We start from the raw sequence: 18,283 nt of genomic DNA on the forward strand, positions 1-18,283 counted from the left end.
CGGACATCGCACCGCGCTGACCAGGGCATTGTTCTCGCCGATGGACCTATCTACCGTCTGTCCTCAATGGCCGCGCCGCTGATCGGTGTGCGGCTGGCGCGTTCGGATGGGCACCGATCCGGGGCCCGACGACATCAACGACACGGGGAGATCCGATGGATGACGCTGCCCGGAATCGGCTGACACAGGTGGCCACGGCGGGGGAGTACGTCGCACTGCTCCGGGAGGTGCGTCGGCGTTCCGGTCTGACCTACCGGGAGATCACCAGGCTGGCCTCGGCGGCCGGGCACTGGCTACCGCCGAGCACCCTCGCCACGATGCTGGGGCGGACCACCCTGCCCCGGGAGCGCACCGTCGTGGCCCTGCTGGTGGCCTGCGGCACCACGCCCGCCGACGTGCGGCGGTGGGTGGAGACGCGGCGGAACATCGAGGCCCGCCTCGGCGAGCGGGATCGATGGGAGAACCAGGCGGCGCCGACCACCTCGTCGCCACCCGCCGCCCCCCAGCAGGCCGCGAACAGCGAACCAGTCGTGGACGGCGGACCGGCCGCAACCGGCGGACCGAGCGCGGACGGCGGACCGCCCGGGACCGTCGTCGGCCCGGTCCGGCCGGCGCCGCCGCGAGTCACCGCGCCCTGGCCGACCCGCCGTTGGCTTCGGCTCGCGGTGCTCGCCGTGCTCGGCGTGCTGACGGTCGGGGCGTCCGGGGTGCTGCTCCCGGGTGCCGCCGCCACCGTCGACAGTTCGCCGTCCGACGGCTGCCCGCTGATCCTGCGCCAGGGCATGTACGGCCCGTGCGTGCTGGACCTCCAGGAACGTCTTGTGGCGGGCGGACTGGACGTGCCCGTGGACGGCTGGTTCGGCCCGGAAACCACCAGCCGACTGATCGTCTTCCAGGCGTTCGGTGGTCTGCCGGTCAGCGGCACGGCGGACGGGCGGGTGCTCGACGAGCTGTCCGGCGCGGCGAAGGTGCCGCCCACCTGGACGGAGGACCGGATCGGCAAGGAGGTGCGGCGGGTCTTCCCGGAGGACCCTGGCGGGGCGGTGCAGCTGGCGCGTTGCCTGTCCGGGTTGGACCCGTACCGCGTGGAGATCGCCGGGGACGGGTCTCGGCGCTGGGGGTTGTTCCAGTTCAGCGACATGGAGTTGTCCCGGTTGGGCGTCGATCGGCGGACGGCGCTGGACCCGGGTTGGAGCATTGGAGCGGCCCGGCACGTCTGGTCGCGTACCGGCGACTTTGGCCACTGGCACTGCACGGCGTCGCGGTGACGCGTGATGCTCCCCACCCGGGTCCACGGACCGGGCGGGGAGCATCCCCCGTCACACCGACTGACGCCTCACGGCCGCAGCCGGTTGGCGTACACGTACGCGCCCACGGAACGGCCGGTGGCGAGTCCGGCGTCCGCGTCGAACCGGTAGTGCACGCCGAGGTAGATGCGGCTCAGCGCGTTCTCCTCGGCGGCGTGGTCGAAGCCGGTCATGTGCCGGACCACGCCCTCCGCGTGCGGATCGTCGGTGGTGGCGTCGAAGGCGACAGCGTCGGTGCCGAAGAACCTCTTCATCACGGCGGACCAGGCCCCCGCGAAGGTGGCGTGCCCGGAGATGTAGGCCGGGAAGGCCGGCGTGTACGGCACCCCGGCGCGATCCTGGGACAACGGCTGCCAACCCGGGCCGCCCATCGCCTCGATGGCTGTCACCGGCCGCCACAGGTCGATCGGTGTCTGGTACTTGGCATCCCAGGCGGCGATGGCGGCGTCGGCGAGGGCGAGCGCGACCAGCCCGAAGAGCCGGGCGTTGGCCAGGATGCCGAGCTGACGCTGCTCCGACACGGTCCGGGTGTGCGAGAAGAGCTGGCCCGGTGGCTTGTACGTACCTGCCAGGTCGTTGGCCCAGAAGAACGCGATCTGCGTCTGCTCGGGGGTCCGCAGCGACGACGTCTGACCGCCGTAGTCGCGGATCTCCTGCACCTGGTCGCGGTATTCCTGCTCGCCGAGCAGGTCGGCGTAACCCCCGGTCACCCCGGCCGGCAGCCCGGGGCGGAACTGCCGGCCGGAGGTGAGCGCGAACGGGGTGACCAGGCCCCAGTTCGGGCTGACCGCCGCCTTGCCGTTGGTCGGCCGCCACGAACCGGGTACGGCGTCCAGTTGGTACGGGGTGTTGTTGCCGGAGCCGTCGTTGGCGCGGGCCTGGAGGTTGGCGGCGGCCGCCGCCGCGCCGACGGTGTCACCGCGGGCGGTCTCGGCGGCGTTCACCCCGGACGGCCGGAGGGCGACAGCGCCGGCGAGGGCCTGGGTGTAGGACTGGCCCTGGCCGCCGTACAGGGCGGTCAGCACGTCGTACGCGGCCCGGTCGATGGCCGCGTGCAGGGACGGCGCCACGACGTTGTCCATGGTGCCCGGGTAACTGACCGGCACTCGTACCCGGTAGGGACTTCCGACGCCGGTGACGGAGACGGCGGCGTCGTGCATCGCCGCGTGCAGGATGGCGGCCTCCCGGGAGGAGGAGGTGGGCGGCAGGTCCAGCGCCTGGTACGTGCGCAGCAGCACGCCGTTCCAGTACAGGATCGGATCGGTGGCCGGGTCGACGGCCAACGGGCTGAGCGAGACGTTGTCGAACCGGACCGTCGAGGAGGCCTGGCCACCGAGGTGGAACAGGAGCACCGCCTTCGGGTCACCGAACGGGGAGGTGAAGTCGAAGGTGAACCGGCGCATCGTGGGGGTGAGCGCGACGCTCTGGTCGACGGAGGAGGTGAAGGGCGTGTCCGCCCGGGAGACCGAGACGCGCAGGGAGCGGCTGACGTCCGCGGCGGCGTCGAACTGCAACCGGTACGGCTGCGCGGCCGTCACTCCGAACTCGAAGTGGCCGACCAGGTCCTCCCAGACGGGCTTGCCGACCGTCGCGCTGGTGCGGACGCGCAGTTGCCCGGCATTGACCGTCGTGCTGGTCGAGGCGAGCCGGGTCCACCAGGGCTGGGTGCTGCCGTTGTCGAACGTGCCGTTGAGGATGAGGTCGCCCGGGGCGGCGGCGGCCGGCGCGGGCCGGACGAGGGCCGTGAGGGTGCTGGCGAGGGCGACTGCGAGCACCACGGCGAGCAGGCGACGAAGGTGCCGTGTGTTGATCGGTGGGGACATCGAGAGCCTTTCCGGTCCAGGGACCGGCGACGACCAGGTCGTTGCCGTGAGGATCGGCTCAACGTAGGAGCGTTCGCGCTGTTCACGGCCACCGAACAGCGCCCGGAACGGGGCCGTACGGCGGCGGGCGCCGGCATCCGTCAGGACACCGGCGCCCGCGTGGGGCGAACCGTCGACTCAGCCGATCGTCTCGCGCTCCCGCCAGGCGGCGCGCAGCGAGGTCCGGCCGTTGGTGCGCAGGAGTGAACCCTCGTAGACCCGGGCCCCGGCGATCACGAACGCACCGGCGGCGACCAGCAGGATGGCCAGCGAGACGATCGGTTCCCAGGTGGCCGCGTCACCGGTGAACAGCCGCAGGGGCATGGCCGTCGGCGACGAGAACGGCAGGTACGACAGCACCCGCATCGCTGTGGCGTTGTCGTTCAGGAAGATCACCGCGAAGAACGGCAGCATGACGGCGAGCTGCACGGGTGTCGACACGGCGGCAATGTCCTCCTGCCGGTTGGCCAGCGCTCCGGCTGCCGCCCACATCGCGGCGAGCAGCACGAAACCGAGCAGGAAGAACGGCACGAACCAGCCGATCGCCGGGGCGAGCAGGCTGAGCAGGCCGCCGCTGTCGCCGATCTGCATGCCGAGCACCGCCACCACGGCGATGAGCGCGATCTGTGCGAACGCCAGGATGCCGCCGGCCACCACCTTGCCGGCCAGCAACGCCCGTACCGGCACCGCCGCGACCAGGATCTCCACGATCCGGGTCTGCTTCTCCTCGGTGACGCTCTGCGCGATCTGCAGGCCGAAGGTCTGCGAGGTGATGAAGAAGACGAACGCGAAGACGAACGGCACCAGGAACGCCACCACCGGGTCGACCGCGTCCGGGTCGAGCAACTGCACCGGCGGCGAGGTGCTCAGCGCCTGGACCACGTCGGAGGGGGACTCGTCCATCGCGAGAACCTTCGGACCGGAGACCACCGCAGCGTCCACGTCACCGTCGCGGACGGCCTGCTCGGCGGCCCGGTCGTCGGCAACCACGCGGACGTCGAGTCCGGCGTCCCGCAGCGGTCCGGCTGCCTCCTGGGTGACGGCCACAGTGTCCGGACCGCCGGAGAGCAGCGGCGGCAGGATGGTGCCCGCCGCCGCGATCAGCAGGAAGAAGAGGGTGCCGAACAGGAAGGTGCGGTCGCGGAGTTTGACGCGGATCTCGCGTTCGGCGACCAGCCGGGTGGCCTGGGTGACGTTCACTGGGTGACCTCTCGGAAGATCTCGGTGAGCGAGGGGCTGACCGGGCGGAAGGCGCGGACCGGGCCGCGGGCGAGGGCCGCCTGCAGCACGGGCTGTTCGTCGGCGCCGGCCGGCAGGTCGAAGACGACTCGCGCGCCGTCCAGCTCGACCAGGGTGACCCCGGGGTGGTCGCGTACCCAGCCGGCGTCGCCGGCCACCACCAGCTCGTAGCGGGGCACGGTGTACGAGTCGCGCAGTTGCTGCCGGCTGCCGGCGGCGCGGATCACCCCGTCGCCGATGATCACCAGGTCGTCGCAGAGGCGCTCCACGACGTCGAGCTGGTGGCTGGAGAAGAGCACCGGCGCTCCGGCCGAGGCGCGTTCCCGCAGCACGGTGACGACGGTGTCGACGGCGAGGGGGTCGAGGCCGGAGAACGGCTCGTCGAGCACCAGCACCTCGGGGTCGTGCACCAGCGCGGCGGCGATCTGGGCCCGCTGCTGGTTGCCCAGCGACAGCGTCTCCAGCAGGTCGTCGCCGCGCGCACCGAGCCCGACCCGTTCCAGCAGGGTGTCGGTGGCGCGCCGGGCCGCCGGTGCGTCCAGGCCGTGCAGCCGGCCCAGGTAGGTCACCTGCTCCCGGGTGGTCATCTTGGGGTAGAGGCCGCGCTCCTCCGGCATGTAACCGAAGCGCCGGCGGTCCTGCCGGGTGAGCGTCGTACCGCCCCAGCTCACCTCGCCGGCGTCGGCGGACAGCACACCCAGGATGATCCGCATGGTGGTGGTCTTGCCGGCGCCGTTGGCGCCCACGAAGCCGGTCATCCGGCCGGCGGCCACCTCGAAGGACACGTTCTTGAGCACCTGCCGGTCGCCGAAACTGCGGTCGACGCCGTCGAGGCGAAGCGTTCTGGTCACGCATCCACGCTAGATCGAATGCGGCGTCACGCCGTCCGTCCGAGGGTTGAGCGGGTGGGTCCGTCCTACGACGGATGGCGGTCACCCGCCGGGCCGGACCACCCCGTTCTCGTACGCGAACACCACCGCCTGGACCCGGTCGCGCAGGCCCAGTTTGGCCAGCACCCGACTCACGTGCGTCTTCACCGTCGCCTCGCCCAGGTGGATGCTCGCGGCGATCTCCGCGTTGCTCGACCCGCCGGCGAGCAGCACAAGCACTTCCCGTTCCCGCGGGGTCAGCCCAGCCAGCGCGGCGTCGGCCTCCGGTCCCCGGTGGGCGGTGCCCGCCGGGTCACCGGGACGGGCGAACGTGGAGATCACCCGCCGGGTGATCTCCGGGGCGAGCAGGCCGTCGCCCCTGGCCAGCACACGAATCGCCTCGATCAGCTCCTCCGGCGTGCCGTTCTTCAGCAGGAAGCCGCTGGCACCGGCCCGCAGCGCGGCGAAGAGGTAGTCGTCGCGGTCGAAGGTCGTGAGGATCAGCACCGCCGGCCCACCGGGCCCGTCGGCGGTGATCTGCCGGGTGGCCTCCAAGCCGTCCATCCCGGGCATCTCCACGTCCATGAGTACGACGTCCGGGCGGGTGGCTCGGGTCATGGTGACGGCCCGTTCGCCGTCGGCCGCCTCGCCGACCACCTCGATGTCGTCCTCCACCTCGAGGATGACCCGGAAGCCGGTGCGGACGAGGTGCTGGTCGTCGGCGAGCAGCACCCGGACGGTCGGACCCGGGGCCGACGTCTCGCCGGTCGGTGCGGCGCTCATGCCGAACGCGCCGTGTCGACGACCGGCTGCTGCTCGTCGCTCGGCGCCCGCTGCGCGCCGACCGGTGGGTCCGCCAGTGCCGGCAGTGGGAAGCGGGCGCGTACCCGCCAGCCGCCACCGGCGCGCGGCCCGGCCTCCAGGTCGCCGTCGTGGGCGCTGACCCGTTCGTGCATACCGATCAGGCCCAGCCCGAGGGTGTTGACCCGGCGGCCAGCTCGTCCGTCGTCGGTCACGTCGACCTCCACCTCGCGGGCCAGGTACCGGACCCGTACGTCCAACACGTTCGCTCCGGCGTGCTTCAGGGTGTTGGTCACCGCCTCCTGCGTCACCCGGTAGGCCGCCTGCGAGACCGACTCGGGCAACGCGACCGCGTCGCCGTACACCCCGAGGGTTGCCGTCAGGCCGGCGGCTCGAGCCCGCTCGACCAGCTCGCCGATCCGCTCGACGCCGCCGGTCGCCGGCGGCTCGGCGTCGGTGCTGGCGGGGGCCCGCAGCACGCCGAGCATCCGACGCAGCTCGTCGACGGCGGTGCGGGCGCTCTGCTCGATGGCGGTGAGGGCCGTGCGGGCCTTGCCCGGGTCGCGGTCGAAGACCCGGCGGCAGGCGGACGCCTGCACCCCCATGACCGACACGTGGTGGGCGACCACGTCGTGCAGCTCCCGGGCGATCCGCACCCGTTCGCCGAGCACCGCCCGTTCCCGAGCCTCGGCCTGGGACCGGCGCAGGTTCTCGGCCTGGGTCCGCAGCTCGTGCTCGCGGCGCGCGGCGACCCAGGCGGTCTCGCCGAAGAAGTACGCGAAACCGAAGACCAGCACGTTGACCAGGACGCCGGTGACCATCGCGGCGAGCACCGGTGGCACCGGCCCGACGGCGTCGGCGAAGGCGCCGGGCGGGATGTGGTCGATGGACACCGCGTAGTAGATCCCCAGCCAGGCGAACATCGTGGCGATCACGCCGATCCGCAGCCGGCGGGACCGCTGACGGTCCTGTCCCCAGGCGCCCACCGTGTAGAGGGCGCAGAACAGGGCCCACGAGGAGAACTGGGTCTCCGGGGCCGAGCGCGCCTGCGCGGCGATGAACACCACCGAGATGATCAGCAGGGTCGCGGCCGGCCAGCGTCGCCGCCAGATCAGCGGCAGGGTCACCGCGACGGTCCAGAACAGCTGCTCCTGCCCGGACGGCGGCGGACCCAGCAGGAACGCCCCGGTGCTGCGGGCCAGGGTGAGGCTCACCAGGGCCAGCGCGGTCACCCCGAGGCCGAGCCAGAGGTCGTTGCGGCGCTGTTCCGGCGTCGGACCCGGGCGACGCCATTCGTCACGCTGTGCCACGGTCATCCAGGAACGATGCCACGGAACCCCCGGCGCCCGTCCACCGGGCGGGACCGCCGCCAGCTCCTGCCGACGGGCGGCGGCCCGGCGCGGGGAGCGCGCCGGGCCGTCGTGTCGGGTGCCGCTCACGCCGTCTGGCGGCGCGTCTTCAGAGCGGTGTCGATCAGGTCCCAGACCAGGATCGCGGCCGTACCCACCGCGATGGCGACCCCGATGAGGTTGCGATTGTCCGCGTCCGCCAGCCAGCTCAACCGCTCGCCCAGGTCCGGGTTGAGCAGCCGGTCGGAGAGCGCCAGCCACACCAGCGGCACCGAGAACGCGAGGTTGAGCAGCGCCTTGGTCCCGAACAGCGCCCAGTTCCAATGCCCGATCCGGTACTTGACGATCTCGAACACCAGGGTGCCGAGCATGACAACGATCAGTGCCGGCAGCCAGAAGGACCACAGCGCCGGGTCGAGGACCGGGATGTTGTCGCCGTCGGTGTCGCGCACCCAGGACCGGTAGTGCTGGAACGGTAGGTAGCCAATGGTCACCACCAGTATGACCACCGACGCGATGGTGTCGGCGAGGGAGATATCGCGGTGGGCCGGGACGTCGGGCAGTTGGTCGACCGTCCAGTCCGGCAGGTCCATGGCCGGTTGGGAGCGCTCGATGATCGCAAAGGTCAGGGTGAGCCAGAACCCGATGTGCACGGCCACGTGCAGGGCGACGACGAGGCCCGGTCCGATGGCCCCGAAACCGCTGCCCTCGGCGACCTTGACGACGGCGACGATCGTGCCGACGACCGCCGGGATGAAGCTGAGCAGCAGCTTCAGCAGTCGCAGCCAGACCAGGTAGTAGGTCGGGCCGATGAGCTGGAGCCGGCGGTCGGCGTACCGGGCGGCCAGCTCGTCCGGGTTGCCCAGCTCGGTGAGGACCTCCCGCTCGGCGGTGGGGGCGTCCTGGCCGCTGCCGGTGCGATCCTCGATCATGTCCTCGATCGAGGCGCGCAGCTCGCTGGCGATCTCGTCCCGGCGCTGGGTGGGCACCGAGCGCAGGGTGGCGGCGAGATAGCGGTCGGTCAGGGTGTTCATCGGTCGACTCCTTGGATCAGCCCGGTGATGGAGGTCTGTACGGCGGCGAGGTCGTCGAGGAGCCGGGTCAGCATCGACTCGCCCTCGTCGCTGGTCCGGTAGAACTTGCGCGGCCGGCTCTCCTCGGTGTTCCACTCGCTGGTCAGCAGCCCCTGGTCCTCCAGGCGGCGCAGCAGCGGGTAGAGCGTGTTGGCGTCGACCGGGAAGCCGTGGTCGGTGAGCCGTTGCAGCAGTGCGTAGCCGTAGTCCGGTCGGCGCAACGCGACCAGGCTGGCCACCACGACGGTGCCTCGACGCAACTCCTGCAGGTGCGTCCGTAGAACGTCCTCGCTAACCATGTGTCACACCATACTGTGTGCCACACAGTGTTGTCCACGCCAATAACGTCGTATCTGTCGACAGCGTTGTGATGGTCTGAGGTCCGGCGGGGTGCCGGGGTCCACGAGGGGTCGTTCACTCCCTTTGCTCTGCTCCTGCGGATGCGCCAGCGCCGCGCCGCCCGGTGGTGCGTAAGCGGCGGCAGAGCAAAGGAAGCGCGCACGACAGTCACCCGGCAGCCAGAGGCTGCCGGGTGAGGTGATCGACGTGGTGACGCGCTCGCCGCGCCGGGCGGACTACTCGAAGCGGGACACGTCGCCGGCACCCCGGCGCAGGATCTCCGGTTCGGGGCCGGACAGGTCGATCACGGTGGTCGGCTCCTTGCCGCAGTCGCCAGCGTCGAGCACCGCGTCGAGCTGGTGGTCGAGCCGCTCCTTGATCTCCCACCCCTGGGTCATCGGCTCGTCGTCGCCGGGCAGGACCAGCGTGCTCGACACCAGCGGCTCGGCCAGCTCGGCCAGCAGCGCCTGGGTGACGGTGTGCCGGGGTACGCGAACGCCGACGGTGCGCTTCTTCGGGTGCAGCATCCGGCGCGGCACCTCACGGGTGGCCGGCAGGATGAACGTGTAGCTGCCCGGGGTGGACGCCTTCACCAGCCGGAAGACCGAGTTGCTGATCTGGACGAACTGGCCGAGCTGCGCGAAGTCCCGGCAGACCAGCGTGAAGTGGTGCCGGTCGTCGAGGTGGCGGATCTGACGGATCCGGTCCAGCCCGTCCTGGTTGCCCAGCTGGATGCCGAGCGCGTAGCAGGAGTCCGTCGGATAGGCGACCAGCCCACCGCCGCGGATCAGGTCGGCGACCTGGCCGATGATCCGGGGTTGGGGGTTCTCCGGGTGCACGTCGTAGTACCTCGCCATCCTGAAGAGCCTAGGCGCACTCACGGGCGAGCAGGAGACGAGGGCCACGACCCTCGGCGCGGACGGTGGAGCCGCCGAGATCACCTCGGTAGGGTAGGTCCCGGTCGGCTCCGACCAACAAGATCCACACCGCCGGGGGGCGCCAGGCATGGCCGATTCGTTCGCGCATCTGCACGTGCACACCGAGTATTCGATGCTCGACGGAGCGGCCCGCCTCAAGGACCTGTTCGCCGAGGCCAAGCGGCTCGGCATGTCCGCCGTGGCGATCACCGACCACGGCAACATGCATGGCGCGAACGACTTCTACAACCAGGCGATGGCCGCCGGGATCACCCCGATCCTGGGCGTCGAGGCGTACGTGGCGCCGGAGTCGCGCTACCACAAGGCGCGGGTCAAGTGGGGTCGGCCGGAGCAGAAGAGCGACGACATCTCCGGTAACGGCGCGATCACCCACAAGACGATGTGGGCGAAGAACGCGCGGGGCCTGAAGAACCTGTTCACCCTCAACTCGCGCGCGTCCATGGAGGGGCACTACGTCAAGTGGCCCCGGATGGACATGGAGCTGATCGCCGAGCACGCCGAGGGCATCATGGCCACCACCGGCTGCCCGTCCGGCGCGGTGCAGACCCGCCTGCGGCTGGGCCAGTTCGACGAGGCTCTCAAGGTCGCCGCGAGCTACCAGGACATCTTCGGCAAGGAAAACTACTTCCTGGAGATCATGGATCACGGCCTCTCCATCGAGAGCCGGGTCCGTGAGGGGCTCACCGAGATCGCCCGCAAACTGGACATCCCGCCGGTGGTCACCAACGACTCGCACTACACCCACGAGGCGCAGGCCACCGCCCACGACGTGCTGCTCTGCGTGCAGACCGGCAGCAACATCGACGACCCGAACCGGTTCCGGTTCGAAGGTGGCGGTTACTTCATCAAGAGCGCCGACCAGATGCGCGCGGTGGACTCGTCGGAGTTGTGGCAGGAGGGCTGCCGCAACACCCTGCTGGTCGCCGAGAAGGTCGACCCGACCGGCATGTTCGAGTTCCACAATCTGATGCCGCGCTTCCCGGTGCCCGAGGGGGAGACCGAGGAGTCCTGGTTCCGCAAGGAGACGTTCGCCGGCCTGGCCCGCCGCTACCCGAACGGCATCCCGGAGGGGCACGTCGTCCAGGCGGAGTACGAGCTGGGCGTCATCAACCAGATGGGCTTCCCGTCGTACTTCCTCGTGGTCGCCGACTTCATCCAGTGGGCCAAGAGCCAGGGCATCTCGGTGGGTCCGGGCCGTGGCTCGGCCGCCGGCTCCCTCGTCGCGTACGCGCTGGGCATCACCGACCTGGACCCGATCCAGCACGGCCTGATCTTCGAGCGGTTCCTCAACCCCGAGCGGGTCTCGATGCCGGATGTCGACATCGACTTCGACGAGCGCCGGCGCGGTGAGGTGATCAAGTACGTCACCGACAAGTGGGGTGAGGACAAGGTCGCCCAGATCGCCACCTTCGGCACGATCAAGGCGAAGGCCGCGATCAAGGACTCGGCCCGGGTCCTCGGCTACCCGTACGCGGTCGGCGACCGGATCACCAAGGCGATGCCGCCGGCCGTGATGGGCAAGGACATCCCGCTCACCGGCATCTTCGATACCAAGCACCCCCGCTACGCCGAGGCCGGCGAGATCCGCGGCCTGTACGACTCCGACCCGGACGTCCGCAAGGTGATCGACACCGCCAAGGGCATCGAGGGGCTGATCCGGCAGACCGGTGTGCACGCCGCCGGCGTCATCATGTCCGCCGAGCCGATCATCGAGCACATCCCGTTGACCCGCCGGGACGCCGACGGGGCGATCATCACGCAGTTCGACTATCCGACCTGCGAGTCGCTCGGGCTGTTGAAGATGGACTTCCTCGGCCTGCGCAACCTGACGATCATCGACGACGCGGTCAAGAACATCGAGCTCAACCACGGCAAGAAGCTCGACCTGCTGGGGTTGCCGCTGGACGACCCGGCGGCCTACGAGCTGCTGGCCCGCGGTGACACCCTGGGCGTGTTCCAGCTCGACGGTGGGCCGATGCGCTCGCTGCTGCGGCTGATGAAGCCGGACAACTTCGAGGACATCTCCGCCGTCCTGGCGCTGTACCGGCCCGGCCCGATGGGCGTCGACTCGCACACCAACTACGCGCTGCGCAAGAACAAGCTCCAGGAGATCACGCCGATCCACCCGGAGCTGGAGGAGCCGCTGCGGGAGATCCTGGAGCCCACCCACGGCCTGATCGTCTACCAGGAGCAGGTGCAGCGCGCCGCGCAGATCCTCGCCGGCTACACCCTCGGTCAGGCGGACCTGCTGCGCCGGGCCATGGGTAAGAAGAAGAAGGAGATCCTCGACAAGGAGTTCATCCCGTTCCGGGACGGCTGCCGTGAGCGCGGCTACTCCGACGAGGCGATCCAGGCGGTGTGGGACGTCCTGGTGCCCTTCGCCGGCTACGCCTTCAACAAGGCGCACTCCGCCGCGTACGGTCTGGTCTCCTACTGGACGGCGTACCTGAAGGCGCACTACCCGGCCGAGTACATGGCCGGGTTGCTGACCAGTGTCGGCGACGACAAGGACAAGATGGCGCTCTACCTGGCCGAGTGTCGCCGGATGCGCATCCAGGTGCTGCCGCCGGACGTGAACACCTCGGCCGGGCCGTTCACCCCGGTCGGCAAGGACATCCGCTTCGGTCTGGCCGCCGTGCGCAACGTCGGGGCGAACGTGGTCGCCTCGATCATGCGGTGCCGGGAGGAGAAGGGCGAGTACGCCGACTTCTACGACTTCCTGTCCAAGGTGGACGCGGTGGTCTGCAACAAGAAGACCATCGAATCCTTGATCAAGGCTGGTGCGTTCGATTCCCTCGACCACCCCCGCAAGGGTCTGCTCGCGGTGCACGCCGACGCCATCGACGCGTACGCCGATGTCAAGCGCAAGGAGGCGGTCGGCCAGTACGACCTGTTCGGCGCGGGCTTCGGTGACGCCGACACCGGCAGCACGACGGTGATGCCGGTGATCGGTGACAGCGAGTGGGACAAGCGCGACAAGCTGGCCTTCGAGCGCGAGATGCTCGGCCTGTACGTCTCCGACCACCCGCTGTTCGGCCTGGAGCACATCCTCAACGCGGCAGCCGACACCACCATCGCCTCCCTGGCCGAGGAGGGCGCGGTGCCCGACGGGGCCGTCGTCACTCTCGCCGGCATCCTGTCCGGGGTGCAGCGCCGGGTCACCAAGCAGGGTCGGGCCTGGGCCTCGGCCACCCTGGAGGACCTGGCCGGTGGGGTCGAGACGCTGTTCTTCCCCAACACCTACGAGGTGATCGGGCAGTACATCGCCGAGGACGCCATCGTGGTGGTCAAGGGTCGGGTGGACCGCCGCGACGACACCCCACGGATCATGGCGATGGACATGTCCATGCCGGACGTCAGCACCAGCGCCACCAACAAGCCGGTCACCCTCACCATCCCGGTGCACCGCTGCACACCGCCGCTGGTGGAGAAACTCAAGGAAACCCTGGTGCTGCACCCCGGCGACACCGAGGTGCACGTCAAACTCCAGAACGGTGGGCGCACCACCACCCTGCGGCTGGGCCCGTTCCGGGTGGCGGCGACGACCGCGCTGATGGGTGACCTGAAGAGCGTCCTCGGCCCGGCCAACGTGAGCTGACCGGGCCTCGGTCCGGCCGGCGCACGTCCGGCCGGACCGAGGACGGCCGCCGGTCAGCCCTGCTCGGGGGCGCTGATCTCCCGCAGTTGGCCGTCGGCCAACCGCAACCAGCGCTGCACGCCGATCTCTGCGAGGAACCGTTCGTCGTGGCTGACCACCACGAACGCCCCCTGGTACGCGGACAGCGCGCTCTCCAACTGAGCGACGCTGACCAGGTCCAGATTGTTGGTCGGCTCGTCGAGCAGCAGCAGTTGCGGCGCCGGCTCGGCGCAGAGCACACACGCGAGGGTCGCGCGCAGCCGCTCACCGCCGGAGAGCACCCCGACGGGCAGGTTCACCCGGGAGCCCCGGAACAGGAACCGGGCGAGCAGGTTCATCCGAGACGCGTCCGGCAGACTCGGCGCGTAGGCGGCGAAGTTCTCCGCCACCGTACGGTCGAGGTCCAGCAGGTCCAGCCGCTGCGACAGGTACGCGATCCGCCCGTCCGCCCGCCGGATGTCCCCGCCGGCCGGTTCGAGGTCACCGCTGACGAGGCGCAGCAGGGTCGACTTGCCGACGCCGTTCGCGCCGGTGAGCGCGATCCGCTCCGGCCCCCGGATCACCAGGTCGGCACCGTCGCCGCCGAACAGCTCCCGGTCGTCGAAGCAGGCCCGCATCCCCTGGCCGGAGAAGACAGTGCGTCCGCCGGGGACGGTGGTGTCCGGCAGGTCCACGGTGATCCGGTCCTCGTCGCGTACCGCCCGGCCGGCCTCGTCGAGGCGCGCCTGGGCCGAACCGACCCGGTTGGAGTGGGTTTCCTGCGCCCGGCCCGCCGACTCCTGCGCACTGCGCTTCAGCCCACCGGCCACGATCCGCGCCAGGCCGGCGTTCTTGAGGTTCTTCGAGGCGTTGCTGGCCCGCCGGTCGGCCCGCTCCCGGGCCTGCTGCATCTCCCGTTTCTCCCGCTTGACCTCCTGCTCGGCGTTGCGCAGGTTGCTCTCGGCCACCTCCCGCGCCGCCTGCACCGCCTCGGTGTACGCGGTGAAGTTGCCCCCGTACCAGCGGATCTCGCCGCGGTCCAGCTCGGCGATGCGGTCCATCCGGTCCAGCAGCTCCCGGTCGTGGCTGACCAGCAGCAGGCAGCCGGACCAGTCGGAGAGCACGTCGTAGAGCTTGTGCCGAGACTCCAGGTCCAGGTTGTTGGTCGGCTCGTCGAGCAGCAGCACGTCCGGGCGGCGCAGCAGTTGCGCCGCCAGGCCGAGGGAGACCACCTGGCCGCCGCTGAGGGTGTGCAGCCGCCGGTCGAGTGACAGCTCACCGAGACCGAGCCGGTCCAGCTCGGCGCGGGTGCGCTCCTCGATGTCCCAGTCGTCGCCGATCGTGGCGAAGTGCGCCTCGCTGGCGTCGCCCGCCTCGATGGCGTGCAGGGCCGCGATCCGCTCGGCGACGCCGAGCACCTGCGCCACGGTCAGGTCGCCGACCAGCGGCAGGGTCTGCGGTAGGTAGCCGAGCAGGCCGTCGACGGTGACGCTGCCACCGCTGGGCCGCAGCTCCCCGGCGATCAGCCGCAGCAGGGTGCTCTTGCCGGCGCCGTTGGGCGCGACCAGGCCGGTGCGCCCGCCCGGGACGGTGAAGGACAGCTCCGAGAAGACCGGGGTGTCGTCCGGCCAGGAGAAGGACAGGTTCGAGCAGACGATGAACGCATCAGACATGCGAGTGACCTCAAAGGGTGGGGTGGGCGCGCCTAGGCTGCCCGACGACAACGGGAACCGGTGGAACGACGGCATGGCCTCGACGGCTGCGCCTACACGCGCCGAACCGATGGCCGAACACATCCGGTCTCACCCGGAGATGTCGTCGTCACCCGCCATGTCTGGTCTCCCTGGTCGTGCCACTAACCCAACTCGGCCAAGTCTAACAACGGATCTTCACCCCGCCACCGCAAAAGGGTGCAGCGCTCGGTGTATAGGCCAGGCTATAGTTGGTCCATGTCTCATGAGCCGCCACGTCGCTGGGCGATCAGGACGACAACGGGTAACAAGGCAGGAGATTGGAATCGATGGTACGAAAAATCGATTCCGGTCGCTGAGATCGCGTACGAGGGCTGGCTTGCCTTCGAGAGGAAACGGAGGGAGGGCTGATGAGCGACTTCCATGACTGGAACGACATCCGGGCTGAGCTGCACGACGGGGACGATGAAGCGCTCGACGGAGAACGTGCCCGTACGGAGGCGTGGATCAGCGCGTTCCATCTTGCCGAAGAACGGAAGCGGCTGGGCCTGACCCAGCGGCAGGTGGCCGAGCTGATGGGTGTCACGCCCGGCCGGGTCAGCCAGATCGAGAACGGTGATCTGGAGGCCAACGAGGTCGCGACGCTGAGCCGATATGCACGAGCACTCGGTGCCCGGATGAGGATCATCTTCGACTACGGCGATGACCTCCGTCAGATCGCCTGACAACGCGTCTCGCGTGCTGCCGGCGACAGCAGACGTCGATCATGGAGTTGTGGTGGGAGCAATGCCCCCTGGTGCTCCATACGTGAGGCACCACAACTCCATGATCGACGCTAGGAGAAGGTCAGCGGGGTCGGTATTCAACCTCGGGGCGGCCGGGGGTGCCGTAGCGAGGGCTGCGGGCCGCACGGTCGACGGTCACCAGATATTCCAGGTAGCGGCGGGCGGTCACCCGGGAGATGCCGGTCAGCCCGCTCACCTCGGTCGCGGACAGCCCCGCCTGGGCTCCGGCCCCGTCGGTGAGGGCGGTGCGTACCCGATTCAGGGTCTGCGCGTCGAGCCCCTTGGGCAGGCTGTGTCCGGCGGTGCCGCGCAGGGTGGCGAACATCCGGTCCACGTCGTGCTGGGCGGCCACCTCACCGTCGGCGAGCGCCTGCGCGCGGTAGTCCGCGTACCGCTCCAGCTTGTCGCGGAACGCGGCGAACGTGAACGGTTTGAGCAGGTAGTGGGTCACCCCGAGGGACACCGCGGTGCGCACCACCGCCAGGTCCCGCGCGGAGGTCACCGCGAGCACGTCGACGCTGCTGCCGGCCGCGCGCAGCGCCCGGCAGACGTCCAGGCCGTGCAGGTCGGGCAGCCGAAAATCCAGGAGTACGAGGTCGATGTCGCCGCCGTCGTTGGCGCGCAGGGCCGCCATCGCCGCCCGCGCGGTGTGCGCCACGCCGACCACCACGAACCCGGGAACCCGTTCGGTGTACGCGGAATGTGCCTCGGCGAGCAGTGGCTCGTCCTCGACGACCAGCACCCGGATGTCGGTCACGACCGCTCACCTCCACCGGGCAGGCGGACGGTGAACATGCTGCCGCCGTCGTCCGAGCGAGTCACCTCGGCGCTGCCGCCGTGCCGGCGGACCACCTGCCCGACCAGCGCCAGACCGAGGCCGCGGCCGGTGCTCTTGGTGGACCAGCCACGCCGGAACGCGTCGGCCACCCGGTCCGGGGCCAGCCCGGGGCCGCTGTCGGCGACCCGGATCACCAGTTCGTCGTCGACGGCGCCGACGAAGACTCGCACCCGGCGTGGCGCCGGCGTGCCGGCCACCGCCTCCAGGGCGTTGTCGACCAGGTTGCCGACCACGGTGAGCAGATCGCCGGTCGGCAGTGGGCTGTCGTCGAGGCGGCAGTCCGGCTCGATGATCAGGTCCACCCCGCGTTCGCCGGCCTGCGCGGACTTGCCCAGCAGCAGCGCGGCCAACGCAGGCTCGGTCACCGCACCGACCACCCGGTCGGTGAGCTGCTGGGCGAGGGCCAAATCCCTGGTGCCGAGCCGGACGGCCTCGTCGGCGCGCCCCAACTCGACCAGGGTCAGCACGGTGTGCAGCCGGTTGGCCGACTCGTGGGTCTGCGCCTGCAACGCCTCGGTCAGCGCGCGCACCGAGTCCAGCTCGCTGGCCAGCGTGCGCAGCTCGGTCTGGTCGCGCAGGGTCAGCACGGTGCCGAGCACCGCGCCCTCGAAGCGGGTGGTCCGCTGGTTGGCCACGAGCACCCGGTCACCGGCGACGATCGGCTCGTCGCGGGCGTCGCGCCCGGAGCCGAGCAGCTCGGCCGCCGCTGGCGGCAGGTCGATCCCGGCGACCGGCTGGTCGATCACCGGCGCGTCCGCGTCGAGCCCCAGCAGCCGGCGGCCCTCGTCGTTGACCAGCGCCACCCGCCGGTCGGTGGTCAGCACGACGAGACCTTCGCGAACCGAGTGCAGGACCGCGTCGTAGTACTCGTACATCCGGGTCATCTGCGCCGGCCCCAGACCGTGCGTCTGGCGGCGAAGTCGGCGACTGAGCAGCCAGGAGCCGGTCGCGGCGAGCGTCAGGGCCGGCGCGGCGACACCGAACAGCACCGGCAACTGGCCGAGCAGCTTGCGGTTGATCGCGCGGGTGGTGATGCCCACCGAGACCAGACCGACGATGCGCCGCTGCTCGTCGTACACCGGAACCACCGCGCGCACCGACTCGCCGAGCGTCCCGACGTTGGTGGTGGTGAACGCGTGGCCCGCCAGGGCGGGGCCGATGTCGCCGACGAACGGCTCGCCGATCCGCTCCCGGGTGGGGTGCGAGAAACGGGTGCGGTCGGGGGCCATCACCACCACAAAGTCGGTGCCCGTCGCCTCCCGGGTCGATTCCGCGTACGGCTGGAGGACCCTCGCGGGGTCGGCGGTGGTGAGGGCCGCGCGGACGTCGGGGGAGCCGGCCACGGTCTGTGCCACCGCGAGCACCTCCTCCTGCGCGGCCTGGCGGGAGTCGCTGCGGGCCAGCCAGACGGCGCCCGCCGCGCCAGCCAGCACGAGCAGCGTCACCACCACCGCCTGGAGGGCGAAGAGCTGCGCCGCGATGCTCCACTGGCGTCGGGCCACCTCCACCACCTCCTCATTGCGCCGCTGCCGTTGTCTCGTCAGCGGTGAACAGAATGACCGCAAGGCTGTCAACG

The 18,283-nt window shown here is 70.6% G+C and carries 14 protein-coding genes; 3 read left to right on the plus strand and 11 right to left on the minus strand.

Annotated features, from left to right (window positions below; genetic code table 11):
- Nucleotides 1-155: 155 nt before the first annotated feature.
- On the plus strand, nucleotides 156-1,268 hold the full coding sequence (locus HNR22_RS29945; RefSeq protein WP_179783193.1) for a peptidoglycan-binding protein: 1,113 nt from the start codon (nucleotides 156-158) through the stop codon (nucleotides 1,266-1,268).
- A gap of 68 nt (nucleotides 1,269-1,336) precedes the next feature.
- On the opposite strand, the gene HNR22_RS29950 is transcribed toward HNR22_RS29945, so the two are convergent.
- From HNR22_RS29950 to HNR22_RS29985, 8 genes are all read right to left on the minus strand, one after another.
- The gene (locus HNR22_RS29950; protein WP_179783194.1) at nucleotides 1,337-3,130 is read right to left on the minus strand and encodes a carbohydrate binding domain-containing protein; all 1,794 of its coding nucleotides are present in this window, start codon (nucleotides 3,128-3,130) and stop codon (nucleotides 1,337-1,339) included.
- A gap of 177 nt (nucleotides 3,131-3,307) precedes the next feature.
- Nucleotides 3,308-4,369: an ABC transporter permease gene (locus HNR22_RS29955; protein WP_179783195.1), complete on the minus strand. Its 1,062-nt coding sequence runs from the start codon at nucleotides 4,367-4,369 to the stop codon at nucleotides 3,308-3,310.
- On the minus strand, nucleotides 4,366-5,259 hold the full coding sequence (locus HNR22_RS29960; protein WP_179783196.1) for an ATP-binding cassette domain-containing protein: 894 nt from the start codon (nucleotides 5,257-5,259) through the stop codon (nucleotides 4,366-4,368). Before HNR22_RS29960 ends, HNR22_RS29955 begins: the two co-directional genes overlap by 4 nt.
- Before the next feature lie 81 nt (nucleotides 5,260-5,340).
- Nucleotides 5,341-6,060 carry a response regulator gene (locus tag HNR22_RS29965; RefSeq protein ID WP_088947372.1) on the minus strand — a complete coding sequence of 240 codons (720 nt, stop codon included), beginning with the start codon at nucleotides 6,058-6,060 and terminating at the stop codon, nucleotides 5,341-5,343.
- Entirely contained in the window at nucleotides 6,057-7,394 is a 1,338-nt protein-coding gene (locus tag HNR22_RS29970) for a sensor histidine kinase (protein ID WP_179783197.1), read from the minus strand. Before HNR22_RS29970 ends, HNR22_RS29965 begins: the two co-directional genes overlap by 4 nt.
- A 119-nt stretch (nucleotides 7,395-7,513) precedes the next feature.
- The gene (locus HNR22_RS29975; protein WP_179783198.1) at nucleotides 7,514-8,461 is read right to left on the minus strand and encodes a permease prefix domain 1-containing protein; all 948 of its coding nucleotides are present in this window, start codon (nucleotides 8,459-8,461) and stop codon (nucleotides 7,514-7,516) included.
- Nucleotides 8,458-8,799 carry a PadR family transcriptional regulator gene (locus tag HNR22_RS29980; RefSeq protein ID WP_179783199.1) on the minus strand — a complete coding sequence of 114 codons (342 nt, stop codon included), beginning with the start codon at nucleotides 8,797-8,799 and terminating at the stop codon, nucleotides 8,458-8,460. The genes HNR22_RS29975 and HNR22_RS29980 overlap by 4 nt, the downstream gene beginning before the upstream one ends.
- 276 nt (nucleotides 8,800-9,075) lie before the next feature.
- Nucleotides 9,076-9,696, minus strand: coding sequence for an L-threonylcarbamoyladenylate synthase (locus HNR22_RS29985; RefSeq protein ID WP_179783200.1), 621 nt, complete (start codon nucleotides 9,694-9,696; stop codon nucleotides 9,076-9,078).
- Between the two features lie 148 nt (nucleotides 9,697-9,844).
- Between HNR22_RS29985 and dnaE the strand changes: the two genes are divergently transcribed.
- Nucleotides 9,845-13,375, plus strand: coding sequence for a DNA polymerase III subunit alpha (gene dnaE, locus HNR22_RS29990; RefSeq protein WP_179783201.1), 3,531 nt, complete (start codon nucleotides 9,845-9,847; stop codon nucleotides 13,373-13,375).
- A 53-nt stretch (nucleotides 13,376-13,428) separates the two neighbouring features.
- Here dnaE and abc-f read toward each other — a convergent pair whose 3' ends face one another.
- A complete protein-coding gene (gene abc-f / locus HNR22_RS29995; protein WP_179783202.1) occupies nucleotides 13,429-15,066 on the minus strand; it encodes a ribosomal protection-like ABC-F family protein in 1,638 nt (545 codons plus the stop codon).
- Nucleotides 15,067-15,494: 428 nt separating this feature from the next.
- Between abc-f and HNR22_RS30000 the strand changes: the two genes are divergently transcribed.
- On the plus strand, nucleotides 15,495-15,809 hold the full coding sequence (locus HNR22_RS30000; RefSeq protein WP_141908799.1) for a transcriptional regulator: 315 nt from the start codon (nucleotides 15,495-15,497) through the stop codon (nucleotides 15,807-15,809).
- Nucleotides 15,810-15,930: 121 nt separating this feature from the next.
- On the opposite strand, the gene HNR22_RS30005 is transcribed toward HNR22_RS30000, so the two are convergent.
- Both HNR22_RS30005 and HNR22_RS30010 read right to left on the minus strand, forming a co-directional pair.
- On the minus strand, nucleotides 15,931-16,626 hold the full coding sequence (locus tag HNR22_RS30005; RefSeq protein WP_179783203.1) for a response regulator: 696 nt from the start codon (nucleotides 16,624-16,626) through the stop codon (nucleotides 15,931-15,933).
- The gene (locus HNR22_RS30010; RefSeq protein WP_179783204.1) at nucleotides 16,623-18,209 is read right to left on the minus strand and encodes an ATP-binding protein; all 1,587 of its coding nucleotides are present in this window, start codon (nucleotides 18,207-18,209) and stop codon (nucleotides 16,623-16,625) included. Before HNR22_RS30010 ends, HNR22_RS30005 begins: the two co-directional genes overlap by 4 nt.
- Nucleotides 18,210-18,283 lie beyond the last annotated feature (74 nt).

This window comes from Micromonospora jinlongensis (assembly GCF_013410645.1).
GTDB classification, from domain to species: Bacteria; Actinomycetota; Actinomycetes; order Mycobacteriales; family Micromonosporaceae; genus Micromonospora; species Micromonospora zamorensis.

Coding starts and splice junctions, on each gene's coding strand:
- HNR22_RS29945 (WP_179783193.1), top strand. CDS start 156: ATGGATGACGCTGCCCGGAATCGGCTGACACAGGTGGCCACGGCGGGG.
- dnaE (WP_179783201.1), top strand. CDS start 9,845: ATGGCCGATTCGTTCGCGCATCTGCACGTGCACACCGAGTATTCGATG.
- HNR22_RS29975 (WP_179783198.1), bottom strand. CDS start 8,461: ATGAACACCCTGACCGACCGCTATCTCGCCGCCACCCTGCGCTCGGTG.
- HNR22_RS29950 (WP_179783194.1), bottom strand. CDS start 3,130: ATGTCCCCACCGATCAACACACGGCACCTTCGTCGCCTGCTCGCCGTG.
- HNR22_RS30000 (WP_141908799.1), top strand. CDS start 15,495: ATGAGCGACTTCCATGACTGGAACGACATCCGGGCTGAGCTGCACGAC.
- HNR22_RS29980 (WP_179783199.1), bottom strand. CDS start 8,799: ATGGTTAGCGAGGACGTTCTACGGACGCACCTGCAGGAGTTGCGTCGA.
- HNR22_RS29985 (WP_179783200.1), bottom strand. CDS start 9,696: ATGGCGAGGTACTACGACGTGCACCCGGAGAACCCCCAACCCCGGATC.
- abc-f (WP_179783202.1), bottom strand. CDS start 15,066: ATGTCTGATGCGTTCATCGTCTGCTCGAACCTGTCCTTCTCCTGGCCG.
- HNR22_RS29970 (WP_179783197.1), bottom strand. CDS start 7,394: ATGACCGTGGCACAGCGTGACGAATGGCGTCGCCCGGGTCCGACGCCG.
- HNR22_RS29965 (WP_088947372.1), bottom strand. CDS start 6,060: ATGAGCGCCGCACCGACCGGCGAGACGTCGGCCCCGGGTCCGACCGTC.